At 66.9% G+C, this 25,435-nt stretch carries 24 protein-coding genes and 6 pseudogenes; 22 read left to right on the forward strand and 8 right to left on the reverse strand.

Annotated elements, in window-relative coordinates; all coding sequences use genetic code 11:
- Positions 1 to 201: 201 nt before the first annotated feature.
- Entirely contained in the window at positions 202 to 1,563 is a 1,362-nt protein-coding gene (locus tag ACQEXA_RS26755) for an IS701 family transposase (RefSeq protein WP_433131276.1), read from the reverse strand.
- A 105-nt stretch (positions 1,564 to 1,668) separates the two neighbouring features.
- Here ACQEXA_RS26755 and ACQEXA_RS26760 point away from each other — a divergent pair, with 105 nt between their 5' ends.
- From ACQEXA_RS26760 to ACQEXA_RS26790, 7 genes and pseudogenes are all read left to right on the forward strand, one after another.
- A complete protein-coding gene (locus tag ACQEXA_RS26760) occupies positions 1,669 to 2,154 on the forward strand; it encodes a group II intron maturase-specific domain-containing protein (RefSeq protein ID WP_432930681.1) in 486 nt (161 codons plus the stop codon).
- A 507-nt stretch (positions 2,155 to 2,661) separates the two neighbouring features.
- Positions 2,662 to 3,030 carry an SDR family NAD(P)-dependent oxidoreductase gene (locus ACQEXA_RS26765; RefSeq protein WP_433134624.1) on the forward strand — a complete coding sequence of 123 codons (369 nt, stop codon included), beginning with the start codon at positions 2,662 to 2,664 and terminating at the stop codon, positions 3,028 to 3,030.
- Between the two features lie 29 nt (positions 3,031 to 3,059).
- Complete coding sequence (locus ACQEXA_RS26770) at positions 3,060 to 3,392, forward strand: group II intron maturase-specific domain-containing protein (protein ID WP_432930679.1); 333 nt, start codon at positions 3,060 to 3,062, stop codon at positions 3,390 to 3,392.
- A gap of 30 nt (positions 3,393 to 3,422) precedes the next feature.
- Positions 3,423 to 3,770: pseudogene (locus ACQEXA_RS26775) on the forward strand (transposase); the annotation flags it as partial.
- A gap of 551 nt (positions 3,771 to 4,321) precedes the next feature.
- Positions 4,322 to 4,702, forward strand: a complete 381-nt coding sequence (locus tag ACQEXA_RS26780; RefSeq protein WP_433131278.1) for a hypothetical protein — start codon at positions 4,322 to 4,324, stop codon at positions 4,700 to 4,702.
- Positions 4,683 to 5,207: a hypothetical protein gene (locus ACQEXA_RS26785; protein WP_432930677.1), complete on the forward strand. Its 525-nt coding sequence runs from the start codon at positions 4,683 to 4,685 to the stop codon at positions 5,205 to 5,207. The genes ACQEXA_RS26780 and ACQEXA_RS26785 overlap by 20 nt, the downstream gene beginning before the upstream one ends.
- 229 nt (positions 5,208 to 5,436) lie before the next feature.
- Entirely contained in the window at positions 5,437 to 6,618 is a 1,182-nt protein-coding gene (locus tag ACQEXA_RS26790) for an amidohydrolase family protein (RefSeq protein WP_432930675.1), read from the forward strand.
- 183 nt (positions 6,619 to 6,801) lie between these two features.
- Here ACQEXA_RS26790 and ACQEXA_RS26795 read toward each other — a convergent pair whose 3' ends face one another.
- Entirely contained in the window at positions 6,802 to 7,572 is a 771-nt protein-coding gene (locus ACQEXA_RS26795) for a Mu transposase C-terminal domain-containing protein (protein WP_432930673.1), read from the reverse strand.
- Positions 7,573 to 7,598: 26 nt separating this feature from the next.
- Between ACQEXA_RS26795 and ACQEXA_RS26800 the strand changes: the two genes are divergently transcribed.
- The 4 genes and pseudogenes from ACQEXA_RS26800 (at position 7,599) to ACQEXA_RS26815 (ending at position 10,345) form a co-directional block, all read left to right on the forward strand.
- Positions 7,599 to 7,802: a DUF5372 family protein gene (locus ACQEXA_RS26800; protein ID WP_432930671.1), complete on the forward strand. Its 204-nt coding sequence runs from the start codon at positions 7,599 to 7,601 to the stop codon at positions 7,800 to 7,802.
- Between the two features lie 114 nt (positions 7,803 to 7,916).
- Positions 7,917 to 8,671, forward strand: a pseudogene (locus ACQEXA_RS26805) (IS3 family transposase); the annotation flags it as partial.
- 251 nt (positions 8,672 to 8,922) lie between these two features.
- Positions 8,923 to 10,143, forward strand: coding sequence for an RNA-guided endonuclease InsQ/TnpB family protein (locus ACQEXA_RS26810; protein WP_433131280.1), 1,221 nt, complete (start codon positions 8,923 to 8,925; stop codon positions 10,141 to 10,143).
- 28 nt (positions 10,144 to 10,171) lie between these two features.
- Positions 10,172 to 10,345 carry a hypothetical protein gene (locus ACQEXA_RS26815; RefSeq protein ID WP_432930667.1) on the forward strand — a complete coding sequence of 58 codons (174 nt, stop codon included), beginning with the start codon at positions 10,172 to 10,174 and terminating at the stop codon, positions 10,343 to 10,345.
- Positions 10,346 to 10,407: 62 nt separating this feature from the next.
- Here ACQEXA_RS26815 and ACQEXA_RS26820 read toward each other — a convergent pair whose 3' ends face one another.
- On the reverse strand, positions 10,408 to 12,180 hold the full coding sequence (locus tag ACQEXA_RS26820) for an FAD-dependent oxidoreductase (RefSeq protein ID WP_432930665.1): 1,773 nt from the start codon (positions 12,178 to 12,180) through the stop codon (positions 10,408 to 10,410).
- Positions 12,181 to 12,487: 307 nt separating this feature from the next.
- On the opposite strand from ACQEXA_RS26820, the pseudogene ACQEXA_RS26825 reads away from it, so the two are divergent.
- From ACQEXA_RS26825 to ACQEXA_RS26845, 5 genes and pseudogenes are all read left to right on the forward strand, one after another.
- Positions 12,488 to 12,686: pseudogene (locus ACQEXA_RS26825) on the forward strand (IS5/IS1182 family transposase); the annotation flags it as partial.
- A 413-nt stretch (positions 12,687 to 13,099) separates the two neighbouring features.
- A complete protein-coding gene (locus ACQEXA_RS26830) occupies positions 13,100 to 14,155 on the forward strand; it encodes an alpha/beta fold hydrolase (RefSeq protein WP_433131282.1) in 1,056 nt (351 codons plus the stop codon).
- A 256-nt stretch (positions 14,156 to 14,411) separates the two neighbouring features.
- Positions 14,412 to 15,257, forward strand: coding sequence for a sulfurtransferase (locus tag ACQEXA_RS26835; protein ID WP_432929589.1), 846 nt, complete (start codon positions 14,412 to 14,414; stop codon positions 15,255 to 15,257).
- Between the two features lie 42 nt (positions 15,258 to 15,299).
- Entirely contained in the window at positions 15,300 to 15,587 is a 288-nt protein-coding gene (locus tag ACQEXA_RS26840) for a DUF1416 domain-containing protein (RefSeq protein WP_134033173.1), read from the forward strand.
- A 121-nt stretch (positions 15,588 to 15,708) separates the two neighbouring features.
- A pseudogene (locus ACQEXA_RS26845) lies at positions 15,709 to 15,819 on the forward strand (DUF3099 domain-containing protein); the annotation flags it as partial.
- Between the two features lie 300 nt (positions 15,820 to 16,119).
- On the opposite strand, the gene ACQEXA_RS26850 reads toward ACQEXA_RS26845, so the two are convergent.
- The 4 genes and pseudogenes from ACQEXA_RS26850 to ACQEXA_RS26865 form a co-directional block, all read right to left on the reverse strand.
- Positions 16,120 to 16,770 (reverse strand): hypothetical protein, encoded by a 651-nt coding sequence (locus tag ACQEXA_RS26850; protein WP_433131284.1) that lies wholly within the window; start codon positions 16,768 to 16,770, stop codon positions 16,120 to 16,122.
- A 795-nt stretch (positions 16,771 to 17,565) separates the two neighbouring features.
- The gene (locus ACQEXA_RS26855) at positions 17,566 to 17,823 is read right to left on the reverse strand and encodes an LmrA/YxaF family transcription factor (RefSeq protein ID WP_432939385.1); all 258 of its coding nucleotides are present in this window, start codon (positions 17,821 to 17,823) and stop codon (positions 17,566 to 17,568) included.
- 252 nt (positions 17,824 to 18,075) lie between these two features.
- Positions 18,076 to 19,335, reverse strand: a pseudogene (locus ACQEXA_RS26860) (IS4 family transposase); the annotation flags it as partial.
- 43 nt (positions 19,336 to 19,378) lie between these two features.
- On the reverse strand, positions 19,379 to 19,774 hold the full coding sequence (locus tag ACQEXA_RS26865) for a TetR/AcrR family transcriptional regulator (protein ID WP_432930658.1): 396 nt from the start codon (positions 19,772 to 19,774) through the stop codon (positions 19,379 to 19,381).
- A gap of 135 nt (positions 19,775 to 19,909) precedes the next feature.
- Here ACQEXA_RS26865 and ACQEXA_RS26870 point away from each other — a divergent pair, with 135 nt between their 5' ends.
- The 5 genes from ACQEXA_RS26870 (at position 19,910) to ACQEXA_RS26890 (ending at position 22,801) form a co-directional block, all read left to right on the forward strand.
- Positions 19,910 to 20,443 (forward strand): carboxymuconolactone decarboxylase family protein, encoded by a 534-nt coding sequence (locus ACQEXA_RS26870; protein WP_433131158.1) that lies wholly within the window; start codon positions 19,910 to 19,912, stop codon positions 20,441 to 20,443.
- 137 nt (positions 20,444 to 20,580) lie between these two features.
- Complete coding sequence (locus ACQEXA_RS26875) at positions 20,581 to 21,231, forward strand: nitroreductase family protein (RefSeq protein ID WP_433131286.1); 651 nt, start codon at positions 20,581 to 20,583, stop codon at positions 21,229 to 21,231.
- A 201-nt stretch (positions 21,232 to 21,432) separates the two neighbouring features.
- On the forward strand, positions 21,433 to 21,876 hold the full coding sequence (locus ACQEXA_RS26880) for a cupin domain-containing protein (RefSeq protein ID WP_359405517.1): 444 nt from the start codon (positions 21,433 to 21,435) through the stop codon (positions 21,874 to 21,876).
- Positions 21,877 to 21,971: 95 nt separating this feature from the next.
- Entirely contained in the window at positions 21,972 to 22,187 is a 216-nt protein-coding gene (locus tag ACQEXA_RS26885) for a hypothetical protein (RefSeq protein ID WP_359405514.1), read from the forward strand.
- A gap of 179 nt (positions 22,188 to 22,366) precedes the next feature.
- Complete coding sequence (locus tag ACQEXA_RS26890) at positions 22,367 to 22,801, forward strand: pyridoxamine 5'-phosphate oxidase family protein (RefSeq protein ID WP_432930651.1); 435 nt, start codon at positions 22,367 to 22,369, stop codon at positions 22,799 to 22,801.
- 261 nt (positions 22,802 to 23,062) lie between these two features.
- On the opposite strand, the pseudogene ACQEXA_RS26895 reads toward ACQEXA_RS26890, so the two are convergent.
- A pseudogene (locus ACQEXA_RS26895) lies at positions 23,063 to 23,644 on the reverse strand (IS256 family transposase); the annotation flags it as partial.
- A 480-nt stretch (positions 23,645 to 24,124) separates the two neighbouring features.
- Between ACQEXA_RS26895 and ACQEXA_RS26900 the strand changes: the two are divergent.
- Positions 24,125 to 25,150 carry a methyltransferase gene (locus tag ACQEXA_RS26900; protein ID WP_432930649.1) on the forward strand — a complete coding sequence of 342 codons (1,026 nt, stop codon included), beginning with the start codon at positions 24,125 to 24,127 and terminating at the stop codon, positions 25,148 to 25,150.
- Positions 25,151 to 25,435: the final 285 nt, after the last annotated feature.

A 25,435-nucleotide genomic window follows, 5' to 3' on the forward strand; every position in this document is an offset into this window, starting at 1 on the left:
ATCCGGGAACCGTTGCCAGCGCCGCGGCCATCTTCGGCGGTGGTGTCAAATGCTGGAAACAGTAGCGTGCATCTTCTGGAAACGGTTGCGTACATCTTGGAGCCAGCGTGGGCGTGAAGTCAGGGCAATCCCAGACCTCGTCACTGAGAAATGATCTCCGCTAATACGGCAGCTGTAGATAGCTGCCGGCGCGCTGTCTGTTCATGGTGTGGTGTCGGCGTACGCGTGCCAACGGCGGTGGCAGAGGCGGGCGCGGTGTTGATGGCGGCGGCGCCAGATGGACCACCACAGCAGGTGTTCGGGGCCTCGTCGGGGCGACGGAAGGATCAAGGCCCGTAGCAGGCGGAGAAGTTCGTGGCTGCTGAGGGGGACGAGGTCGGCCTCGGCAGGATCGTTCCGGCCGGTCTGGGCGGCACGTTCGAGGGCAGCGGCGACGGCCAGGAAGGCGTAGGCGACCAGGGCGATCACGCTCCAGCGGTGCCAGGAGTTCCAGCAGGTGACCTGGCCTTTGTCGAGGTGGCAGACCTCCTTCGCGTCCTGGAAGTCGTCCTCTACCCGCCACCTGCGGCACACCAGTGACACCAGTCTTGCCAGCGTCGCCGGCCCGGGGGCGAAGCAGCGGTAGTAGGACACGGTGCGGGTATAGCGGTGTCGGCGGACCAGCAGCACGGACGTCCCCGCGTCGCGGTCGTGTCCGTCGGGGGTGTCGTCGGCAGTGACCTCGATCATCGCCCAGTCGTAGTCGCGTATGCCCTTCTGCCCCGCGCCGGTCCGCATCCGCTGCCAGGCCCGCTTCGGCAGCCGGCTAGCGGCCTGGGTCACGCTCAGCTTCGCGGCCGGGGTGGTGACCTGGTGGTTGGAGCGCACTCCTACGACGTAGCCCAGGCCCAGCTCACGGCAGGCGCTACGCAGCTCCCGCCCTCCGTAGACCTCGTCGCCCAGGAAGTACGAAGCGGGTATGCCCTGCCGGCCGGCGGTGCGGAGCATGTCCTGCGCGAGGTGCGGCTTGGTGGCGAAGCACAGCTCGTCGGGGACACCGGTCAGCTCACGGCGTTCCTCGTCTGCGGCCCACTCCTTGGTGAAGTACAAGCGCCGGTCGATCAGGCAGTGCCCGGCGGACGTGGCGAAGGTGAGGTGCACCGCGACCTGGCACAGGGCGACTCCGCCGACCGAGCCGGAGTACTGGCGGGCCGCGGCCACCGCGTCGGTGGAGGACTTCGCGTCTCCCGTCTCGTCCGCGATCAGGATCCCGCCGCCGTCGTCGAGCAGGTCCACGGCCCAGGCCACCGTCCGCTTGAGCACCGCTTGTTCGTCCCACACCGCGCGGGACAGCAGATGGTGCAGGCGGTGCGGGCCCCGCTCACCGATCGCTTCGGCCAGGCTCCAGCAGTTGACGTCTTCGAGTTCCATCAGCATGCCCCGGGTCATCCGTGCGAACGTCTCCCGGGTCTCGGAGCGGGCGAAGCAGTCGGCCACCGAAGCCAACAGGCCCCCGAACGTGATGTCGTGGCCTTCGTGGTCTACCGTCGTCGAAGCGGCCGTCTCGTTCTGATGTTGCGTCACACCACATCATGATCAAGGCGGCCGTCCTCGTGTCCGCAGCCATCCCCTCAAGCCGCTGAACAGCAGCAACGGGCATCGGCAGACCTATCGCAGGTCGGTCTGGAATTGCATCCGGACAAGACGCGCATCGTCTACTGCAAGGACGCCGACCGGCGCGGCTCGTACGAGCACACGTCGTTCACGTTCCTCGGGTACACGTTCCGTCCGAGGCTGGCCAAGAACCGGTATGGGAAGCACTTTGTGAACTTCCTGTCCGCGGTCAGCAAGGAGGCGATCAAGGCGATGGGCAAGGAGATCCGCTCCTGGCGCATTGCCGCCCGCAGTGACAAGTCTCTCAACGACCTTGCGCGGATGTTCAACAGCGTCGTGCAAGGGTGGGTCAACTATTACGGGCGCTTCTACAAGTCCATGTTGTATCCCCTCCTCCGGCGCCTCAACGAGTATCTGGTGCGCTGGGCTTGCCGGAAGTACAAACGGCTTCACCGCAGGGAGCGGAAGGCGAGGGAACTGCTGGCGGGCACCGCCCGCCGGTACCCGAACCTTTTCGCCCACTGGCGGTTCGGTCTCAAGCGTGATGGCTGGGCGATGTGAGCCGTGTGAGCCGAGAGGTTCCCGCACGGTTCTGCGAGCGGCGGCAGGTGAGATTCCCGCCGCCGACTCACCGGTGCCTGCTCGTGTCGGGCACCAAGGCACACGCCGAAGTCCTGCGGGAAGAACTCGCCGGGGGTCCGTTCCGCTTTTCAGGCCGTCGGGTCGGCGGAGGTGCTGCCCGACCCGTTAGCAGCGTCCGGTAGAAGGCGCCTCGGCGATTCCTGCTGGCGCTCTCGGAAAGTAGACGGTACAGCGTGCAGAAGCGGTCCGGCGGCGTGCTCATTTTCGACGCACCACTACCGAAGGGGCCTGGGCATGCGACTAAATGCTCTGCTGGCCGCGCGTAATGGGGCATGGCAATGACGCTCTCATGAACAGCGCCTGCCGTCGTGGTGTGCATCGTAGACACGCTGTAGAGCTGTTGTAGACATGATCGTGTCAGAGTCGACTGTGACTGCAAAACAAGAAGAAATGTTCGCTGCTTAATACGGAGTGATTCGCGTGGCCATGGACTTCGAAGGCAAGAAAATCGTTGTGATCGACGGTGCCAGCGGCATGGGTTTCAAGACTGCCGAGAACGTGGTCGTGGCAAGCGGCAGTGCAGTGCTCGTCGGCCGCACGGGCCAGAAGCTTGACGAGGCCGTGTCGAGCCTCTCGCAATCCGGCGCTGCATGGTCGGTCGCCGCAGACCTGACGGACCCGGACCAGGTCGTCGAAGCGCAGATGCAGCTAGCAGAGGACCACCCCGACGCGACCCTCCTGGCTTTGACTTCCTCGGCCACCACATCCGCCGCCAGCGGAAGCGGGAGACGTCGAAATACTGCGTCTACACCAAGCCGTCCAAGAAGGCGATCAAGTCGGTCGAGGGCAAGGTGAACGTGAAGACATACAGGTCAACCCTCCACATGGACCTCGACGAGCTGATCCTTGGCTTGAACAGATCTCTGGCGGGGTGGGCGAACTACTTCAGTCACGGAGCGTCCAAGGCCACCTTCAACGCAATCGTTTTCCATGTTTGGAATCAGCTGATGTGCTGGACGAGGGCCAAGTACGCAGGCAAGACCGGCTTGCCCATGAAAGAACTCCGTCGTCGCTTCTGCGACACCGGGTCGAGGTTCGCCCACAACGGGGTCGTGTTCACCGGCGCCTCCAGCGTCGCAGTGACCCGCTACCGCTACCGCGGCAGCGTCATCGCAACCCCATGGACACCGAAACCGGCAGCTGCGGCAAGCGGCTGACCAGCGGGGAAGGCACGCAGAGAGCCCGGTATGTGGAGACGCATACGCCGGGTTCGGGAGGGGGCTCCGGGAAACGGGCCGGTGACAACATCGGTTCCGCGCCTCGGGTCTACCTCACCAGTGCTGTGCTCGGACGGCTCAGTGACGTCGCTGGTCGAGTTGACGCTCGCAGCCGAGCACCGGCGTGGGCACGGAGCGATGTACGACGCGGTCAATCACGGCTGGCTGGAGCCGCGCCGCCTTCGCAGGCTGCTTGCTTCCACGCCGCTTTCGCGTGCCGCCGACGGACGGATCGTGCTCGCGGTGGATGTGAGCAACTGGCTGCGGCCCGACGCACCAACCACCCCGACCTGTGGCTCGAAATCGTGCTCCACCTACACCGCTAGCTGATGCGGCGCACCGAGCAGGTCCGCGCAGACAGTGCCACCCCGGCACGATCTCTCCGACCCCAGTCCCCGAGACCCCGATCCCGACCACGCCGACCGAACTGGCACTGGCACGCGCGGAGTTCGGGCCGACCCTGAGCTACCTGATCGCCAACCGCCTGTGGTGCCGCGCCAGCCACGAGGGACGCTGCCACGAAGCCAACCGCATGGTCTCCCACCAAGGAGCCACCATGGCCACGTGCACCCACCACCAGGTCCACGCCGTCGAAGCGGCAAAGACCCTGGACGATTGATCGACCGCGGCACGCCACCCTGACACCCGAGACAACCCCACCGCCCCGCGGCGCAGGGGGGCGTCTCCGTCACGCATCAGCTGCCCACGCAGGCGTTCCCACCCTGCTGCCCGCCACGCCGTGCGCAGTAGGACACGTGACAGGCCCTGTTGCGGTCCTAGCCATCCCCTCGAGCACGGTGGCACCGGCCGCTCCGCATCCGCGGTGGCAACTCGGCCACGCATGCCCCCCCAAGAAACGGACTGCTGACATGCAGACTCTGGCCTGGATTTTGGCCGGGCTCGGTGCTCTCTTCTGCGCCCTCCCCCTGGCCGCAGTCAGGAAAGCCCAGTACAGGCATCGACGGCTCCGCACGGGAACCGTCACAACCTTCGTCGCCGCCGGGACCATCCTCCTGGTGATGAGCCTCGGCTGGTACGTCCTTCCCGCAACCTTGCTCACCCCGGCGGCACTCCCGCTCCGCAACCTCTCCATCCGCAGCCGGCTTCCCACACCCAAGTCGACAGCATGGGCCATGGAAACCCCCACCCATAAAAATCCCGCCACGCGTGACCTGCTCAACATCCCGGGCTGCTGCGGCGAGGGCACAATAGGACGATCAAGGCCGACGCGTGCGCATCGTTACCGCTAACACCCGGGTGCCCGTGGCGTTCGCGCCGTGTGGAAACCGTGACCAGCAGCCCTGGGTGACCTACGACCCTGCTCGAAGTGTCCGCACCGCCCGTTACACCAGTGCAGAATGCACCAAAATCCCTGTCACCAGTGACGATCAGGACCCTGGCCACCGCGTCGACCGGTCCATCCTCTCCCGCCTCGAGGCAGCCGGAATCCATTGCAGCGTCGTCAACGACCTTGGCGGCTCCCACCACCTCACCGACTTCGCCGACGGCTCGTACCTCCAGTGGAGCGCCTACGACTGCTACGGCGAGGAAGGCACAGTCGGCCACCCCATCAGTGAAAACGCCTACCTCAGCGCGTACTGGGCAAGCGAATCGGCCGAGGACAGCGCCGACTTCCGCAGCGGCGTCTACGAGAGGGACTCAGCCGCTCTCATCGCCTGGATACTCCGCAAGGCCAACCGACACGGTCGACGCTCCTCCATGACCGGCCACGCCACCGGTAGCGCCGAAAACTAGCCCCGACCCACCAACACCTACCACACAAACACGAGCGTCCTGGGCCCGTCCCGGCCGTCCACTCCGGACATGGGCGGGCGTCTTCAGTGCAATCGCATCGACTTCCGCTGACTGACCGTTGACCAGCGTCCCGGCGAGCGGATACGCAACCTGACTCTGGGCCGAGTCTTTCAGACAGCCTCCCGGGCCAGTTCGCCTTGACATTTGCTTTCGGATTGGAATGACTCTGATGAATTCCTTTGCTATACACGCCGGTTCGATGTTCGACGGGTTCACCCTTTCCGGACCCGCCACGGTTCACGTCAGGGGCGAGCGCATCGCGCGTGTGGACCGTACCGGCGCGCTGCCCGCCGACGGCACCGAGGTGATCGACCTCGGCCCGCATGCCTGTCTGCTGCCGGGCCTGATCGACAGCCATGTCCACCTCGCCTTCGACGCCAGCACGGACCCCGTCGCCTCGCTAGCCGCCACCGGCGACGAGGACCTGCTGGAGCACATGCGCTCGGCGGCCCGGTCGGCCCTGCAGGCCGGTATCACGACCGTGCGCGACCTCGGCGACCGCGACTTCCTCTCGCTCAAGCTCGTCGAGGAGTTCGCCAGCAGCCCGGAACTGGGCCCGGAGATCCTGGCCGCCGGCCCCCCGCTGACCACGCCGGGCGGCCACTGCCACTTCTTCGGTGGCGAGGTCGAAGGCACCGAGGCGCTGCGCGCCGCGGTACGCGAGCGCCACGCTCGCGGCTGCGCCGTCGTCAAGATCATGGCCAGCGGCGGCAACATGACGCCCAACTCCGTGCCTCCACACGCCTCGCAGTACGGCCTGGAAGACCTGCGCACGGTCGTCGAGGAGGCACACCGCCTTGGGCTGCCTGTGGCCGCCCACGCCCATGGTGTCCAGGCGATCCGCGACGCCCTCGAAGCGGGCGTCGACAGCCTGGAGCACGTCTCCTTCCTGACCGAGGACAGCGTTTATCCCGACCCGGTCGTCCTGGACGCCTTCGTGAAGAGCGCGAGCTTCGCCAGCCTGACGCTCGGCTGGAAGCCCGACATGGACTTCGAGCTGCCCAAGGCCTTGGCAGCCCATGTCACCGCCCTCTACGACACTTTCGCCCAGCTGTACAAGCTCGGCGTCAAGGTCGTCATCGGCTCGGACGCCGGTATCTCACCCCGCAAGCCCCACAACGTCCTCCCCCACGGCGTCGGCGATCTCGTCCGCCTGGGCGCCGACCCCGCCGACGCACTGGTCTCCGTGACCAGCCTGGCGGCCCGGCTGTGCCGGGTCGAGGGCCGCAAGGGGCGCATCGCCGCCGGTGCCGACGCCGACCTCCTGGCCGTGAGCGGCAACCCCACGGAGGACCCCGCCGCCCTGCTCGACGTCGAAGCCGTCTTCCGGGCCGGCGTCCGCGTGCGGTAGTCCTCACCGGCCGGGGAGCGACCCCGGCCAGGCCGGGACATGCGGTCCCGTGCCCAGGGCGGGGCATGAGATCCAGCGGCCTGGGACCACCCCATCTCGCAGCCTCCAGCACACCAACTGACATACGCAAGAGCCCTATTGAAACCTTATCGGCAACGCGACGGTTGCAGGGCTGATGCGTTCTCAGTCGGCAAGAAGAGTTGATTGCCGCTGCGCTCGGACACGGAGCTGCTGCTCAAGAGCCGTCGGGTGGTGCCGGGCCGGCTTCGCGCAGCTGTGGACGCGGCGCATGAGCTGGTCGAGGGCGTCGGCGAGGTCGGCTTCGTATTGCTCGGTGTCGCCGTGGCTGCTGTGCAGGGCGAGCGTTTTGATGTGCTGCCAGGTGTGGTCGTTGAACGGCTGGTGGACGTGGTCGCGGTGGATCCAGGGGATCTCCGTGAGGTGGCCGTCTGGGAGGCGGATCCAGATCTGGCGGACGTCGTGGGGGTTGTAGTGGATCTCCCATTTGCCGTCTCGGCCGGCGACCGGGGAGGGCTGGCCGCGGCAGGGGGCGAGGAGGTCGTGGTCGTAGGTGCGGTGGTGGATGCGGATGCCGGAGGCGGTGATGGCCTGCCAGCGCACGGGCAGCAGCTCCAGGTAGTCGTGGCCGGTCAACGGGACGGGGACGTACCCGGCGACGGCGACCAGCGCGGCCCACACCTGGTTCGGGGTGAGGGCCTTGCGGGGAATCATCGGGTGGCGCAGGCCTTCATGGGGGCGGTGGTGGTAATGCACCAGCCTCTCATCAAGCAGGTCCTGGAGCTGGGGGACGCTGTAGCAGGCTTCTTGTTCGGTGTCGGGGCGGCGGCGGGTGACGTCGGATCCGGTGTAGCCGGGCAGGTGCTGGCAGAACAGGGCGTTGATGGTGCCGAAGGTGCGCTCGACGATGCCTTTGTCACGAGTCGTCGACTGCACCCGATCAGCACGCTCGGCCCGGAGTTGTGCGGGTCACACACCCGTTCCACCCGTGGGCCGGGCGGGAGCTCACCTTCGTTGACCGGCGTCTGGCCTGGGACGAGGACCGTGTCGCCCTCGCCGACGAGAACGGCGAGGTGGTCTCGCTGCCTGCGGCCTGGACGAATATCGATCCCGTCGATCCGTTTCGTTGTGATGGCCGCGGGGCGCTGCCCGTTCCGGGTCGATGACCTCGAAGCCCCCACAGGCCCTGCTTGCGGTAGGCCAGGCGCATGCGCTGCACCGTGGTGCGCGAGACTCGGCCGAAGCCCAGCACGGTCAGCTCCTCAACTTTGGCCTGCTCCCTCTCGGCCCCGATACGCAAGGTTCACCAGGATTCCGACGGCACCTACGGCGCCCCCAGGATCACCGCCGAGCTCCGCGACGAGGGTGGCCTGGCGGTCAATCACAAGCGGGTCGCGAGGATCATGCAGACCATCGGACTCGAGGGGTCCGTCTGCGTCGCCGGCACCGCACCACCGTCGCGGACCCGGCCGCGGCGAAGGCGCCGGACCTGGTCGGCCGTGACTTCACCGCGGCCGCGGTCAACACGAAGTACGTCGGGGACATTGCCTACCTGCCCGTCGACGGCGGGAAGTTCTGCTACCTCGCGACCGTGATCGACCTCGCCTCACGCCGTCTGGCCGGATGGGCGATCGCCGATCACATGCGCACCGAGCTCGTCATCGACGCCCTCACAGCAGCCGAGCGCACTCGCGGGAGCCTGGCCGGGGCTGTGATGCACACCGATCACGGATCGCAGTACACGAGTCGGGCATTCGCCGAAGCATGCAGGTCAGCAGGGGTGCGGCAGAGCATGAGTGCGATCGGGTCCAGCGCGGACAACGCCGCTGCCGAGTCGTTCAACGCGACCTTCAAAAGAGAAACGCTCAAGGGCCGGAAAGGCTGGTCGAACGAGCGCGAGGCGCGACTCGATGCCTTCCGCTGGCTGCACCGCTACAACACCCGGCGCCGGCATTCCCGGCTCGGTCAGCGATCTCCGATCGCCTTCGAGAACACCTTCCAATCACCATCAATTACCCTGGCCCGAGCCGCATAGACGTGTTCAAGATCCGGGGTCAAGGCCCGGGCGTGCGCGACGTGGATCACCCCTACGGCTTCGAGGCGTTCACCGGGTTCCTCCGAGGATGCCCCGGCCTTCAGGCCGGGGAGGAATCGGACTCCTGCGGAGCAGGACAGGAAATAGGGGTTTCGCCTCCAGGGCGAAAGACCGTCCACCCGCGACGAGGTGAGCGAGCCGTGGCGATCAAGAGGTCTCAACTGTCAGTCCCCCCGGGTAGGTTCGGATGCATGACGACAGACGCGACCACGGAGGGGGCCGGGCATGCCCGGTACTCCTTCCGTGTGCGCCTGTCGGCTACCGCGCGGCGCGCACTTGAAGCGGAGTGGGACCGCTGCCGGTGGCTCTGGAATGAATGCGTCGCCAAGTCCAAGCAGGTCCACCAGCGAGCCAAGGAGTCCGGAGAGAAGCTGACGTGTGGTCCGGCCCAGCTCGACAGGATGCTGACCGAGGCCCGCAGGGTGATGCCGTGGCTGGCCGAGGGTGCCTCGGTGCCGCAGCAGCAGGTGATTCGGGACTTCGCCAAGTCGCGGGCGAAGGCGCTGAAGGACGTCAAGGACGGGCTTGCGCAGCACCGCCGGGCCGGGATGCCCCGCTTCAAGCGCAAGCGGGACAGCCGCCCGAGCCTGAACTACACGCGGCGCGGTTTCCGTCTGAAGGACGGTCGTCTGCACCTTGCGGGCCAGATCGTGCTGAGCGTGGTGTGGTCGCGGGCTCTTCCGGCCGACCCGTCGAGTGTGCGCGTGTACCAGGACACGCTCGGGCACTGGTATGTGTCCTTCGTCGCCCCCGCGCAGAGCGAACCGCTTGCCCTCACGGGGCGGGTGCCCGGGGTGGACTGGGGTGTGAAGGAGACCGCCACCACCACGGATGGCGCCTACGATCTCCCGCATGCCGAGCACGGCAAGCGGGCCGCGCAGGGGCTCGCCCGCTACCAGCGGATGATGGCCCGGCGCCGGCGTCCGAAGGGCCGGCCCGCATCCAAGGGCTACCGGAAGGCGCAGGCACAGGCCGCGAAGCTGCACAAGAAGGTCGCGCGGCAGCGTGAGGACACCGGCCGCAAGTGGGCCAAGGCCGTCATGCGCGATCATGACGGAGTGGCGGTGGAGGACTTCCGCCCGAAGTTCCTCGCGAAAACCACCATGGCCCGCAAGGCAGCCGATGCCGCCATCGCCGCCACCAAACGCGCTCTGGTCGAGATGGGGCGCAAGCACGCACGGGACGTCCGCCTCGTGCACCCGGCGCACACCACGATGGACTGCGCAACGTGCGGAGCGAGAACCAAGCACGCACTCCCTCTCTCGATGAGAACCTATGCCTGCACCGTGTGCGCAGCCGTGTCCCCCAGGGACAAGAACTCCGCCCGCGTGATGCTGGTCCGGGCAGGTTGGAACCCGGACGGTGCCGAGGGCGTAAGACCACCTGAGCCGCCGGCTCCGGTGGCGGCCTGAGCCGTGAATCCCCACGCAGCCCTGGAGGGTGGAGAATCCCCTCCCTTCAGGGAGGGGAGCCTTCAACGTCGACCCGGGCCGCTTCGCGGGTGACACGACCACGATGCACGTGACGTACTACAACGCGAACAAGCCGAACGGCGAGGTGTCCGTGTTCGAGCAGCTCACCCTGCACCGCAAGCGCTCCGACGCGCGGCACTGACCCGCACGGCGACGGCGGCGGCCGCCCGGGAGACTCTCCCGGGCGGCCGCCGCCGTTCACGGTCAGCGGTCGAGGACGGCGCGCAGCGCGCCGAGCAGTTCCTCGCGTGCGGCCTCGGAGGACGTCGCGGCAGCCGGGGCGCGCCAGGCGATGTGGCCATCCGGGCGCACGAGCAGAGCGCCGTCCTCGGCGACACCCGACACGCGGCTCCACTCGCCGTAGGCGTCGCGGGCTCCCTCGTCGCCGATGCGGACGGCGCCGAGCCGGATGCCCAGGCTCTTAGCGCACGCGTCGGCCGCCTCCGCCCATACGGCCCCGGACAGACCGGTGAGCAGTGTGAATGCCCCCTTGCCGACGACGTCCAGGGTGGAGATACGCCGCCCGTCCCGGTCGACCAGCCACGCGTGCGGCAGTTTCGCGCCGGGCCGGGTGGTCGGCCGGTGGAACAGCTCCGCGTCCTGCTCGAAGACCTCGTCGGGGCTGCCGTCGGGAATCACCGCGTCGGAGGCGTAACGCTGGTTCATCTCGACGCCGTGCGCGTTGAACTCGTAGTTCTTGAGCTGCACCGCCTCCTCCAGCTCGCGGCGCAGGCCGGCTCCCTCGGGCGTGGTCGCGCGGATGGTCTCGAGGCCCTTCTTGAGAGTCTCCTCGTTGAACGTCTCGGCGACGCCGAGCGCCTGGAAGACGGGCCCGAACTGGTCGCGGCTGAGGTTCGCCCGCTCCACGATCTGCCTGCCGACCGGGGCGCGCTCCGCCGAATAGGTGTCCAGGAGGCCGGGGCCCGCCTCGCCCTTGACGACCATGGCGAGTTTCCAGGCGAGGTTGTAAGCGTCCTGGACCGAGGTGTTGGAGCCGAGCCCGTTCGACGGCGGGTGCCGGTGCACGGCGTCGCCCGCGCAATACACGCGCCCCGAGGAGTACGTCGTGGCGTAGCTGTGGTTCACCGTCCACAGCGACGTTGAAGTGATCTCCACCGGCAGGTCGGGGACGCCGACGAGGTCGCGCACGATGGCGCGGGCGGTCGCGTCGTCCACCTCCGGCGGCGGCTGCTCGATGTCGTACCCCCACACGAGCAGCCACTCGTTCCAGGGCCTGACCATCCGGACGAGCCCCATGCCGATGCCGCCAGTCTCGGCGCCCGGCTGCAGCACCCAGTACAGGACGCTCGGCCGGTGGGCGACGTAGCGGGAGAGGTCGGCCTTGAAGACGACGTTCATGCTGCCGGCCTTGTCCATCTGCCCGTCGAGGGGCAGGCCGAGCTGCTCGACGACGGCGCTGCGGCCGCCGTCCGCACCAATCAGGTAGCGGGCGCGCACGGTGAACTCGTCGCCTCGGACACGGTCCTTGAGTAGTGCGGTGACGCCGTCGTCGTCCTGGGTCAGGCTGAGGAACTCCGTGTCGAAGCGCACCTTGGCGCCGCGGGCCGCCGCGTTGCTGACCAGGATGGGCTCGAGGTAGTTCTGCGGCAGGTCGACGTGGCGGCAGGGGCTCGACGCGCCGAACTCGGTGGCCGAGCCCGGCCCGCTGCCCCAGGCGCGGATGCGGCCTATCTCGTCCCCCAACAGCGAGGTGCACAGGACCGTGTCGCCCATCAGCTCGTTCGGCGTGCCGGCCGCGAGCGCCTCGGACTCGACGCCCAGGTCGCGCAGGACCTCCATGGTGCGCTGGTTGGTGATGTGGGAACGCGGCGTATTGGCGAGCCAGCCGTACTTCGTCACGAGCAGGGTGCGCACCCCGAAGGTGGCCAGAAGCAGGGCCGCGGAGGCGCCCGCGGGGCCGCTGCCGACGACGATAACGTCGGTGTCGTACGTGTCTAGAGCTTCGGGTGGGGGCATGGGCGCTCCTCGGTCGGTCGGTCGGCCGGGCGGTACGGGACGGAAAGGGCGATCCTGGCGGCGCGCAGCCGGGTCAGGGCAGCGGCCGCCGGGCTTCGGTGAGCCTGGTTAGCGTCAGATCCGCCGCGCCGTCTTACTTCAGCATCGGCGTAGTCGGTTCCCCGGCTGTTGGCTCCTGGGTGCTACGTCCACGACTTGCGGCGGGTGGGTGGCCCGATGAGTTCGGTCGATCCGTCGGCCAAGAGACAATAGGACTATTTCGTCCAAATTATGCTATCGCGGCTTCGGCAAGCGTGTGCGCTTGGTCCTGACTCAGTTGATGCTGCTCATCCACGCGATCCCACCAGTGCGGGGCCGTCGCGGCCGGCCCCGCCAGCGACCAGACACTCTACGCCAACCGCGGCTACGACCACGACAAGTACCGCAGGCAGGCCTGCGAGGTCGGGATCACGCCGCTCATTGCCGGTCGCGGCGAGGAGCGCAGCTCCGGTCTGGGCGTGTATCGCTGTAGGCTTGTCGATCATCTGAGTGGACTAAATAGTCCTCTGCGCTGCATGATGGGCGCGCCGGAGAATGAAGTTACGTTTGTCGTGTGGTGCGCGGTCTGGCCCGGGTGCGCCGGCCTGTCTCTGCCCGGCGTCGGTCCCTTGGGCAGAGACACAGCCCGGGGCCTCCAGAAACTCCGGGGTGGTTCAGAGGAATAGAAAGGCACGGCTCGATGCCAGACGTGGCACCGGTGATCAACCTGGCTTGCCGGGGCAGAACGCTCCGGCAGGCATGTTCATCTGAAGTGGTCTCCCCAATGGCCTCGTTGGCCGCGCCGATCCTCACCTGATCGACAGACCGCAACCTTGCACGTCAGCACCGCGTACACGGCGCCTGCGATGAACGCCGAAACGCATAGAGAAAGAACAAGAAAGTGAACGACGGCAAGCTGTCCAGCGAAGATTCACACATTGGAATAGGAAAGACCATCAGGCTCATCGCGCTCATCACGGCTGTGGTGACTATCCTGGTGGGCTCCGTGGTCTCGAGCGTCGGAGCATGGGGCGAGAGTCGCGAGCATGACTCCGTGGCGGCGCAGTCAACGTCGTCCTTCCCGCAGTCTCAGCCACCCGCTGGTTTTCAGTCCAAGTTCGCGGAAGTAAATGACTTTCGCATGCACTACGTTCGGGGTGGTAAAGGTTCGCCTGTGGTGATGATCCACGGGTTCCCGGAGGATTGGTCTGAGTGGCGGCAGGAGATGGTTCCGCTCTCCAAGACCCACACCGTGATCGCCGTCGACCTGCGTGGTGCTGGTGAGTCCCAGGTCACCGAGGGTGGTTACGACGCAGCACAGTTGGCGAAGGACGTGCATCAGCTGCTGACGCAGCTGAAGCTCAACAACGGCGTGCAGGTTGTCGCCCACGATATTGGTATGTGGGTCGCCTACGGCTATGCGGCGCAGTTCAGGTCGGAAGTGCGGAGCATGGCTGTGATGGAGGCTCCCATCCCGGATAAGAGCATCTACAGTTACCCCGCGCTCAATGCCGACCCGAACAAGCCCTCGCCGTGGCACTTCGGCTTGTTCCAGCTGCCCCTCGCTGAAAAGCTCATGGCCGGTCACGAACGCGTCCTCGTCCACGACATGATGCTTGAGTACGTGGCGGGCGACAAGTCGCCGTTCACGGCGTCGGACTTTGACTACTACGCCCACTTCCTGAAGGAGCCCGGCCGCGCGACGGCCTGGATGAATGTCTACCGTGGGCTTCGCACAGATGTTCAGCAGAACAAGGAGTTCCTGGCCCAGGGCAAGTTGAAGATGCCCATCCTCGCGATCGGTGGTCAGTATTCCTTCGGTTCAGGGGTCCCCAACCAGTGGCGTGAGTACGCCGTGAACGTCCAGGGACGAGTCCTGAAGAATACGGGCCACTTCGTGAACGAGGAGAGGCCGAAGGAAGTGACGGCTCAGCTGCGCTCCTTCCTGCAGAAGTAGCTTTCACCGTCAAGGGATGAGCAACGACGATCCCTACAGACGGTAGGGAGTATTTCCGTAGACAGGGTCGCGCTGGTGGTGACGAAGATCTCCACCGGCGCGACCCGACGACACAACGGTCGAAGGACTGCAAATCACACAGCAGGCACGTGCAGACTGCCATAAATTTCCGACACGGAACACGAGCTTGAGAATGCGCGACCACACCCTTTCCGACTCGCACACCCCGCCGCAACTGCCCCGGAGGAGAAAGAGCATGAGCCGCAGCGACGTCCTGGTCGACGCCGATTGGCTGCAGGAGCACCTGGACGACTCCGACATCGCCGTCGTCGAGGTCGACGAGGACACGTCGGCCTACGACAAGAACCACATCAAGAACGCCGTCCGGATCGACTGGACGAAGGACCTGCAGGACCCGGTCCGCCGCGACTTCATCGACCAGGCCGGCTTCGAGAAGCTGCTGTCGGAGAAGGGCATCGCCAACGACACCCTGGTGATCCTCTACGGCGGCAACAACAACTGGTTCGCTTCCTACGCCTACTGGTACTTCAAGCTGTACGGCCACGAGAACGTGAAGCTCCTGGACGGCGGCCGCAAGAAGTGGGAGCTGGACGCCCGCGAGCTGGTCGACGGCACCGAGGTGCCCGCGCGTCCGGCCACCGAGTACAAGGCCAAGCCGCAGGACGCGTCCATCCGCGCCTTCCGTGACGACGTGCTCACCGCGATCGGCGTGCAGAACCTGGTGGACGTCCGCTCGCCCGACGAGTTCTCCGGCAAGCTGCTGGCTCCCGCGCACCTGCCGCAGGAGCAGTCGCAGCGTCCGGGCCACGTCCCGACCGCCCGCAACATCCCGTGGTCGAAGAACGCCAACGACGACGGCACCTTCAAGTCGGACGACGAGCTCAAGGAGCTCTACTCCGAGGAGAGCGTCGACCTGTCCAAGGACACCATCGCGTACTGCCGCATCGGTGAGCGCTCGGCGCTGACCTGGTTCGTCCTGCACGAGCTGCTCGAGGTCCCGAACGTCAAGAACTACGACGGCTCCTGGACCGAGTACGGCTCCCTCGTCGGCGTCCCGATCGAGCTCGGCGCCGCCAAGTAACCCGGGACCCCCGGACCTACCGACCTACCGAAGGAAGTACACATGTGTGGAGCGAAGGCCGGCGGCCCCGACGCCTCGACGATCAAGCCGGGTGAGACCACGATCCAGGGCCAGGTGACCCGCGACGGCGAGCCGGTCGTCGGGTACGTGCGCCTGCTGGACTCGACCGGCGAGTTCACCGCCGAGGTCCCGACCTCGGCGACCGGACAGTTCCGCTTCTACGCGGCCGAGGGCACCTGGACCGTACGCGCCCTGGTGCCGGGCGGCACCGCGGACCGCACGGTCGTCGCCCGGACGGGCGGCCTCGCGGAGGTCGCCATCGCCGTCTGACGGCACTCCACGACGGTCCGAGGGACCGTGCGTGCACGGCTGAAGGGCCGCATCCCCCGGGGGTTGGACGATCGCCGGCAGGGGTGCGGCCCTTCGGCATGTGCGGGCATAGCCTGGAGGTATGTACGCACGACGGCGTCACGTCTACTTCGCCATGATGGCCACCTGCATCGGGTTGTTCGTCCTGGCCTGGGGCGTCGTACGGCTGTGGTCCATTCCCGCAGCCGTGGGGCGGGCCGCTCGGCGACGACGCCGCCATCATCGCAATCAAGCGCCAGACCTCGAACCCACGACAGTGACGGCCACGGATGACGGCAACGAGGCCGTACACAGCCGAACGCCGCTGGCCATCACGCACGGTGCTCCGGTCCGGATGTGCCCGATCGGGAAGCACTACGCCGGAGCCGTGGAACCCGGCGTCTACCCGACGCGACAGCCGGGCCCTCACGCTGCCCACCAGCAGCCCAACACGCCGAGACGGCCCGCCAGTTGCACTGACGAGCCGTCATGACACGTCGAGGCTAGCCGTAGGCTAGCCGGTCGTGGCGCCCTTGGAGGGCATGGCCTTCAGCGTGCCGCACAGCGCGGGGGCGGTGGCGGTCTGGGGGAGCTTGGGGTCCAGCTCGCTGGGGCCCAGCACGTTGGTGAACTTGCCGCTGCCGTCGTAGTCGATGCCGTGCACGACGATGACGGCCTTGCCGGCGCGGATGTTGCCGGCCACATCGTTGTTGACGGTGATGGTGCGCGAGTACTGGTAGGAGCTGCCCACGGGGAAGCGGGTCACCGCCAGTGCGCTGGCCGGGGAAGTGTCGCCGCTGGTGGTCAGGGAGGTGCCGATCATGCCGTAGGACTTCATGCCGTCGGTGGTGCTGATCGCGATGTGCCCGTTGAGGTTGGTGGCCGCGGCCGCAGTGGGGCACGTGCCCATGCCGTCGATGTGGATGTGGGCCGCGTGCGGAACCCCGGCCAGGAGCCCCTTCACGGTCATCCTCACGGTGACCTTGTGACCGGACACGGACACGGTCGCGGTGCCCGAGCCGGTCACGTTGTTCGTCGGGATCGGAGTCAAGTCGGCCCGGAAGCTGTGCGAGCCGGAGTCTGAGGCTGCGGCTGCCGTTGTCGGGACGCCCATCGACAGGCCCAGCACACCGGCCGCTGCCAGGGAGGATATTGCCTTGCGCATCTGAAAGCCTCGCTTTCCCGGGATCACCGGCTCGTACGTCACCGAACGCCGGATCAAGCCCTGAACGGGGGATGTGCGGCAGGTGGGCCGCGATTCAAGAGTTATTGACTCCGAGCTCCGCTGTCCTGCGGAAACCAGTGCCACACCCCCCCGAGCCATCCCGCCTTTGATTCACTCGCCCCGCCGATAAGGGTTGGGTGTCCTCCCGAGGGCGGATGGGTGGGGCCTTCCTTCAGCTCAAACACGCGTCAGGCACATTCTGGTCACTCTACGTAAATCTGTGACCAGGTATCGGCGTGCGACCGTACACATGCCGGACTAAGGCGTTACTCCTTTCGGGGACTTTGGTGATATCCATGCGCGCTTGAAGGCGTTTCTTGATCTTGACTCGTCTGCGCGGCGTTCGTTGTCCTGGTCTTTGTCCAATGCGCAGACGGACGCCATGGTTCATTTCCGTACGCGCACCTGGTCCCACCTGCTGTGTGAACCTCCACGGACGCCCCCGTACGGTCACGCGGACAGTTGGAAAGCGTGCCACGGGCGTTGCACCCTCAAATCGGCGCCCAACACATACGCTGCTGCACTAGCCGCCAGCGGACTCACGCCATGATCCCCACCGGATCGGCGAAGAGCCGGTAATCCACACGGGATCAACGGCCTGACAACCGACGACGGGTCGTCAGGCTCGCTACGCTGCCACGCGAGTTGGTTAGCGTCTACCGACGCCACGGTCTTACCGATCTCGTCACGAGACGTTCACACTCTGGAACAAGAGGCCCGGGCTTCGTATCAGGTTCACACGACGTCGTCTGACGTTGTGTACGCGCGAAGTTGCTCGACCGCGGCATACAGCGCGTCACGCAATGGCGCTACGTCGCGGGCGATCTGCGCGAGCAGGCTGCCTCCCTGGTAGGCGGCGATCAGCATGTGTGCGAGTCGCGCCGGATCCGCCGACGCGTCGAGTCGTCCGTCATATTGCATCCGCTCGAGTCCCGCTCGGAAGATGTCCCGCCATTCGGCGAAGACACGGGTGAGGTCGTCGCGGACATCCAGATCGGTCTTGACGCAATGCCACGTAGCGTAAGTTGATCATGCTGTGAGAGTGAGTGCTCGGGCGTTGACGAGGTGGATTGTGGGCGGCGCCGGATGGCGGGTGCCGGTGTCGGCAGGACGCTTGACGCGGTAGCTGTTGTGCCGGGCGCGCTTGACGACACGGGGGTAACTGCGATGGCGGCGGCGGGGGTTGAGGTTCTTCTTGCGGGTGATGTCGGCGCGGACCCTGGCCAGGACGGCGTCCAGGTCCTCAGGGGAAATAGCCGCCGGGTCGGCGACGCGGCGGCGGACGATGCGCAGGGTGCGGGTGAATTTGACCCGGTCGGGGTCGATGTCGGCCTCGGTGGCGGCCCGGCAGATCAGGGCGGAGATCGCGTAGTGGGTGAGCAGGTAGCCGTACAGCTCCTGCCGGACGAGGTCCGGGCTCTTGGAACGCAGGATGCGGCCTGGGCCGCGTAGGGCGGTCTTCAGGTCATCGTTGGACTGCTCGTGCTCCCAGCGCTGGTGGTACGCGTGAGCGAGCAGGGGGGCGGGGGCGTTCGTGTGGTCGGTGATCGTGGTGATCAGGCAGATCAGCTCCCGCTCGGCGTCGGTGCCGCGGTCGGGGACCTCGTACTCGACCACGCGCACCACTCGGGCGGCTGCGGGATCGACCTCCCGCCCGGCGCGGGCGTCTTCCAGCAGTCGGCCCCGCGCCGCCGTGTTGAGGCGGGGGGAGTAGACCAGGGAGAGGTAGGAGCCGTCGGGCAGGTCCGCGACCAGCGGGAGGGTGAGCGTGTCGCCGACGCGCCAGAGCAGGTCCGCGCCGGTCCCGGCGGCAGCGCACCACTGCTCGAAGCCGAAAAAGCCCCGGTCGGCCAGCAGCAGCATGTCCTCTTCCAGGCGCTCGAACAGATGGAAGGCCAGGGTCTGCTCGCCGGCGCGCTTGCCGGCGATCGGCCCGATCGCTGCCCCGATCGGGGCGCGGGAGCCGGTCTCGACCAGGGTGAGCACCCGCGCCTTGGGGAAGGCGGAGGGATTGGCGGCGGTCCCGGAGCGGCCGAACGCCTCGGCGTTGGATTCGGTGTCGGGCAGGTCCCACTCCATGCCGTCGATGGAGACCAGGCGGCGGGGCCCGAGCCAGGCCCCGCGGGTGAGCTGCTCCGCGACCGGCTCGGTGATGCGGTCGAAGATCTCCGCGAGCGGTTCGGAGCCCAGGCGCTTGCGGGCCTGGGTGATCGCGCTGGTCGTGGGCACCTCCCAGGCCCGGTCCCAGCAGCCCCACCGCTCCAGCGGCTCCGAAAGACGGGTGATGGCCTCTTCGTAGTCGTCGTCCGCGAACAGCGCCAACGCCATCACCAGGTACACCACCACATGCGGCGGGAGCTTCCCGTCCGACCGTCTGGCCTGCCGTCCGAACGCCCGCACCGCGTCGTCGATCACATCACGCGGGACCGAACCCGCCAGCAGCCCGATCGAGATCCACTCGGGCAACCGCCCGCCTGCACCCCCACCCTGACTCACGATCAGCAACCTACCGCCCCAGCCGAAGGGCGACCCCATGCCCTTGATCAACTTACGCTACGCGGCATTGGGCCTTGACGATCTCGCTCGCGAGGGATCCGAGGCTGCAGCCGTTCTCGAACGGGCGACCGGAGACGACGAAGAAGTCCGCCCACTCCTGGTACGCCTCGATCGTGTCGAAGCCGGCGAACCGTTCGCTTCGGTGGAAGCCGAGCACGCTCTCGGCCTGCCAGTCGATGACGGCGCGCACCAGGCTCTCCTTGTTCGCGAAGTAGTGGCTCAGCTGCGAGCCGCTGACCCCCGCTGCTCTTCGTACCAGCTCGTTGTTCGTCGCGTGGACCCCCCGCGTGTAGATCAAGTCCGCGGCGTGCTCGAGGATGCGACCTCGCGTCGCCAGCCCCTTGCCCGTGCGCCCGCGAAGATCACGCGATCCATCGTTCATCTGCATGTCACCACCCTATCCCGCAGATTGGGCTCAGCGGCCCAATATGAACGCGGATTGGGCTTGACAGCCCATTCCGCGTCGCGTTCACTGTGAGTGGGCCAAGCAGCCCAGACTGATACCGACCCGAGGACCGCCACCATGTCTCGTCTCAGCACGCCCGAGCTCACCGACATCGACGCCAAGACGCAGGGCACGCTCGACGCCATCGCCAAGCAGTTCGGCTTCGCTCCGGGCATGTTCACCACGCTCGCCGCCAACCCGGCCGTCCTCGAGATCGTGATGGGCCTGCAGGGCAGCATCGCGAAGCTCCTCGACGCGAAGACCCGCCACACGATCGCGCTGGCCACGTCCCACTCCAACAACTGCGACTACTGCTCGGCGCTGCACGGACACATCTCCGCGAACCTCGGAGGCATGTCCACCGAGGAGATCGAGCTGGCCCGCACCGGCGCCTCCACCGATCCCAAGCGTGCCGCCGTCGCTCGCTTCTCCCAGCAGGTGATCGAGACCCGCGGTCAGGTGCGCGACGAGGACATCGCCGCGGTCCGCGAGGCCGGCTACACGGACCCCGAGATCCAGGCGATCGTCACCGTCGTGGTCGTCACGCTGCTCACGAACTACCTCAACAACGTCAACGACACCGTCGTCGACATCCCCGGTGCGGGCGCGTAACCAGCGACGTCGAAACCGCGTCGACCGGCACGTAAGGCACCCCCATGACAGCGACGCTCACCACGTACTGACGTGACTCCAACGCCCAGAAACCACCTCCCGACCCGATCTCTCCGACAACGAAACGAAAACCAGGCATGGATCTCAATAACCTGATCACCAAGCACCTCACCCGCTACTTCGACCCGAACAAGAAGATCCCCGAGGAGACCTTCCAGCTCCTGCTGCGCTACCTGCGCACCTCGCCGACGACGATCAACATCCAGCCGAACCACTTCCATGTGCTGGAGTCGCAGGCCGGCAAGGACAAGCTTGCGGACGCTCTCGTCGGCCGCTTCGAGGACAACCAGGAGAAGGTGCGCAACGCCTCGCACGCGATCGTGTTCACGACCCGCAAGACGATTCCCGACGAGCACTTGCAGGAGATCTTCGCCAAGGAGCGCGCGGACCATCGCTTCGCGGACCCGGAGATCCAGAAGGGATGGGAGGCTGGAGCGTCCCACTTCGTGGAGATCCAGTCGAAGAACTATGACGGCGACGTGCTCCACTGGCTGGAGAAGAACACCTACCTCGTCGTCGGCGCGACCATGATGGCCGCCGCTTCTCTCGGAGTCGACGCCACCCCGTTCGAAGGGTTCGACCGCGCGGCGATCGACGAAGCGTTCGGCCTCACCGACACCGACTTCACCACAACGCTGATCATGGCGCTCGGATACCCGGACGAGACGCGCGTCTCTCGCCAGCCGGTCTCGCGCTTCGACGCCGAGAAGATCTTCACCCACATATAACGAACTGAGCGGGCGCGCGATCGGCACGCCTGCTCAGTTCCGGGGGACTCGACTGTCCGGCGCCCGCACCTCTGCTCGACGGACGCCGGACAGTCGACCTCTACCGACCTCGATGAGGCCAAGATGCACGCAGACAGGACAGTTCAGAACCGCGCGGCCGCGCGCGCCAATGAGCGGATCCCACCACCCGAGAGGACACGAATGACCGCCATCTACTCCCACCATCCCGGAACCATGCCGTGGATCCCCGTCGTCGACGGTGTGTCGGCCAAGCCGCTGCGGTTCACCGCCGACGGACAAGGGTGGGCCAGCGTGGTGCGTATCGATCCGGGATCCCGGGTGCCCCGGCACCGGCACACGGGCGACGTGCAGGGCGTCGTCCTGCGCGGGCGGTGCCGCTACTCGCCCGACGACCCGTGGCTGGAGGCCGGCGCGTACCTGCACGAGGCCGACGGGGCCGAGGACGAGGTCCTCGCCTGCCCCGAGGCGGGGGCCGAGATCCTCTTCATCGTGGCGGGGCCACGCGTCGAGTACCTCGGCGACGACGGAAGCGTGGTGCACGTCGACGATCAGCAGTCGAAGCGGCGGGCCTACGCGAAGTTCTGCACCGAGAACGGGCTCCAGGAGCGCGATCTGCACCATTGACGCCACTCATCGGAACGGAGAACGGGAACGAATTGCCGTACGAGCCGGCGATATCCTCCGGCGGCGGAGCCGGCAACGGGGTGGGAGTGCGAGCTGTGTCGACGGATGTGGCCGAGGGCGACGCGCGAAGGCGCACGAATCGCGCGGCGCGCGGCGTCGCGTCGAGCACGGTGGCCGCGATGAACCAGTGCGCGCCGGCGAACCCGCGCATGCCGATGCTCGACGACATGCAGGAGATCATGCGCACCGCCTACTACTGGCGTGCGCAGGGCCGAACGCACGCGGACCAGGGCCGAACGGCCCTGGCGTGAGGAGTACCACTGCCGTTCCAATGAGCTGATCACGCGTGTCCGTGGCTCCCACCCGGGTGTCACGGACAGGCAACCACCAACTCGTGAGGGGACGGCGTACATGCTGTACCGGCCCACCGGCCGCGGCCACGGCGACAGACCGTGCAGCCACTCGCCGCCCCGGCCGGAGACCCACAGCGGTGAGCAACGAACCCGCACGGAAGCCTCCCGTGACCACCGACACCGCTCAGGCACGCCCCGCGGGGCCGCGCCGCAGCATCGAACTGGACAGCCGTGAGGCCCTGCGACTGCTGGGCAGCGTGTCCTTCGGACGGATCGTCTTCACCCGCCATGCGCTGCCGACCGTCCGCCCGGTCAACCACGTCCTGGACAACGGCCACATCGTCATCCGCACCCATGAGGGCGCGGCCCTGACCGCGCGTGCCGGGGAGGCCGACGGACAGGGCGTCGTGGTGGCCTACGAAGCCGACTCCATCGACCCCGTCACACACCTCGGCTGGAGCGCATCGCCGCCGAGGACGACCGACCCGAAGCCGTCGAACAGGCCGCCGACGCTCGCGCCCGAGCCGCACAGCTCCGGGGCCAGGCCGACGTGGGATGAACGCCCTTCCTGAACATGAACTACCGGGTCAGAGCGGTGAAATGCCACCCTGGCCCGCTGCGTTCAACAACCGATCGGTTCTTGAACGCTGCCAGGGCACGACCACGGTGGGCGGTTTACGTTGCCTGCCCGAGTGATCACCGCGGGACTGCCCCACGCCGTGCACCCCACCGCAACTTCCGCCTTCGCATGGTTGGCGGGCACGGAGCGCGCGAGGAACCGTCGCCCAGGTGCGGGAGTGTCAACTTAACGGCTGATCTTGGTTTATAGGGGGTCAGTTGTTGGCCGGGGTCAGCCGGCCCTCGAAGGCGATCTGGAAGGCGTTCAGGGGCGCTTTCCATCGCTGGGTCCACCTCTTGCGGCCCTTGCCGGTGGGGTCCAGGCTCATCAGCGCCATGTAGACGCACTTGAGGGCTGCTGTCTCGTTCGGGAAGTGCCCGCGGGCCCGGACGGCCTTGCGTATCCGCGCGTTGACGCTTTCGATGGCGTTCGTCGAGCAGATCACCTTGCGGATCTCCACGTCGAAAGAGAGGAAAGGCACGAACTCTGCCCAGGCGTCGGACCACAGCTTCACGATCGCCGGGTACTTCTTGCCCCAGGCTTCCTGGAACTCCAGGAATCGCTCCGTCGCGGCATCCTCGCTGGGTGCGGTGTAGACGGGCTTGAGAGCTTTAGCGATCTTGTCCCAGTCCTGCCGGGCCGCGTAGCGGAAACTGTTGCGCAGCAGGTGAACGACACACGTTTGAACAATCGTGCGAGGCCAGACGGCCTCGACGGCCTCGGGCAGTCCCTTCAGGCCATCGCAGACCAGCATCAGCGCGTCGTCCAGGCCACGGTTCTTCAGCTCGGTGAACACGTGCGGCGGAGGTGCTGCCTGACCCGTTAGCAGCGTCCGGTAGAAGGCGCCTCGGCGATTCCTGCTGGCGCTCTCGGAAAGTAGACGGTACAGCGTGCAGAAGCGGTCCGGCGGCGTGCTCATTTTCGACGCACCACTACCGAAGGGGCCTGGGCATGCGACTAAATGCTCTGCTGGCCGCGCGTAATGGGGCATGGCAATGACGCTCTCATGAACAGCGCCTGCCGTCGTGGTGTGCATCGTAGACACGCTGTAGAGCTGTTGTAGACCTGATCGTGTCAGAGTCGACTCTGACTGCAAAAATCGATCACGCTCTTTACCCCCCCAACACCTCCGCCGAGAAGTGGCGCCGTTCAGTGAATCGGTGACGCGAGCGGTCGACGCCTCGACAGCGGCCCCGCCGCTCGGTCAGCGACCGGGCCGTCGCCCACACTCATTCAACCGACGCCAACAACTGTCCCCGTCAAGGAAAAAAATAACTTGATAAACCTTGTTCCCGCCCAGACGCAAGACTACGAGCGAATGATGGGCATGGTCACCGGGTTCTGGGTGACTCAGATCGTCCGCGCTGCGGCCGTGTACGACCTTGCAGGTCACCTCGCGTCAGGGAGGAGCACCGCCGAGGAGATCGCCGAGGCGGAGTCGACCGACCTTGACGCCACTGGTCGTCTCATGCGCACGTGTGCGTCGCTGGGTCTGATGACCTCGGACGACGGTGTGCACTACACGGGCACGTCCCTGCTCGACACGTTGCGTGAGGATGCCCCCAACTCGCTGCGCTACTTCGCGGTTTCGCAGGCCGCACCAGGGCACTGGCTGCCGTTTGGCCGGTTCCCGGAGGCCGTGCGCACCGGTGAGCACCAGGTGAAGGCCGCCCACGGAGACGCAAACATCTTCGACTACTTCGCTGGCCACCCCGACGAGGCCTCCTTCTTCACCAAGTCCATGACCAACCTGTCGGTTGCCGCGGCCAGGGATGTAGCCGCCGTTCTTGACACTGAAGGCGTCAAGCTCGCCATGGACATCGGCGGCGCAGCCGGCCACGTCGTCCGGGCGTTGATGAAGGCCAACCCGGAACTGCGCGGTGGGGTCTTCGACCTGCCGCACATTGTCCCCGCCGCGACGGAGGCCGCCCAGGCGGACGGGCTGGCGGAGCGATTCACCGTCGTCGGCGGTGACTTCTTCGAGCAGATTCCGCCGGCGGACCTGTACGTGCTGAAGTACATCCTTCACGACTGGGACGACGACAGCTGCGTGCGCATTCTGAAGAACTGCCGGTCCTCGTTGCTGGAAGGCGGCCGCGTCGCCGTGGTGGATCTCCTCGTCAGCACGATCGGGGAACCCGGACTTGCCCCTCTGATGGATATGGCCATGCTCGACATGACCGGTGGCCGGGAACGGGAGATGAGCGAGTTCGACGCGTTGTTCGCTGCGGCTGGTCTGCGTCGCGTCAAGGTGAGCCCCGCAGGTTCCTTCGCCGTTATCGAAGCGGTACCCGCAACCTGACGTACCGGACAGCACACGCGGCGAAGCGATCGCCGACCGGGGACACCACGGACTTCCGACTGGTTCGGAAGTCCGTACCCATCCGACCAGGCCCCCCGTCACAACCCGCGGCTCCGTGAAGGCGTGGGCGACACCCGCCCCGCCGGGCCTCCGCTGAAAGTCTCAGGCCCTGGAAGAGCCCCCCGAAGCCCAGCCGCACAAGGTTCTCGGAGGAGGTCGTGAGCGCCTCGAAGGTGGCGTCCCGCCAGGTGGTGTAGGGGATCAAGGCGCAGGAATCCGCAGGTC

The organism is Streptomyces sp. CA-106110, from assembly GCF_050936285.1.
GTDB lineage: Bacteria > Actinomycetota > Actinomycetes > Streptomycetales > Streptomycetaceae > Streptomyces.

What these genes read in the sequence shown, in the direction of transcription:
- ACQEXA_RS26780 (WP_433131278.1), top strand. Translation starts at nt 4,322, where the DNA reads ATGCAGACTCTGGCCTGGATTTTGGCCGGGCTCGGTGCTCTCTTCTGC.
- ACQEXA_RS26790 (WP_432930675.1), top strand. Translation starts at nt 5,437, where the DNA reads ATGAATTCCTTTGCTATACACGCCGGTTCGATGTTCGACGGGTTCACC.
- ACQEXA_RS26835 (WP_432929589.1), top strand. Translation starts at nt 14,412, where the DNA reads ATGAGCCGCAGCGACGTCCTGGTCGACGCCGATTGGCTGCAGGAGCAC.
- ACQEXA_RS26875 (WP_433131286.1), top strand. Translation starts at nt 20,581, where the DNA reads ATGGATCTCAATAACCTGATCACCAAGCACCTCACCCGCTACTTCGAC.
- ACQEXA_RS26870 (WP_433131158.1), top strand. Translation starts at nt 19,910, where the DNA reads ATGTCTCGTCTCAGCACGCCCGAGCTCACCGACATCGACGCCAAGACG.
- ACQEXA_RS26840 (WP_134033173.1), top strand. Translation starts at nt 15,300, where the DNA reads ATGTGTGGAGCGAAGGCCGGCGGCCCCGACGCCTCGACGATCAAGCCG.
- ACQEXA_RS26850 (WP_433131284.1), bottom strand. Translation starts at nt 16,770, where the DNA reads ATGCGCAAGGCAATATCCTCCCTGGCAGCGGCCGGTGTGCTGGGCCTG.
- ACQEXA_RS26880 (WP_359405517.1), top strand. Translation starts at nt 21,433, where the DNA reads ATGACCGCCATCTACTCCCACCATCCCGGAACCATGCCGTGGATCCCC.
- ACQEXA_RS26820 (WP_432930665.1), bottom strand. Translation starts at nt 12,180, where the DNA reads ATGCCCCCACCCGAAGCTCTAGACACGTACGACACCGACGTTATCGTC.
- ACQEXA_RS26770 (WP_432930679.1), top strand. Translation starts at nt 3,060, where the DNA reads ATGGACCTCGACGAGCTGATCCTTGGCTTGAACAGATCTCTGGCGGGG.
- ACQEXA_RS26765 (WP_433134624.1), top strand. Translation starts at nt 2,662, where the DNA reads ATGGACTTCGAAGGCAAGAAAATCGTTGTGATCGACGGTGCCAGCGGC.
- ACQEXA_RS26810 (WP_433131280.1), top strand. Translation starts at nt 8,923, where the DNA reads ATGACGACAGACGCGACCACGGAGGGGGCCGGGCATGCCCGGTACTCC.
- ACQEXA_RS26865 (WP_432930658.1), bottom strand. Translation starts at nt 19,774, where the DNA reads ATGCAGATGAACGATGGATCGCGTGATCTTCGCGGGCGCACGGGCAAG.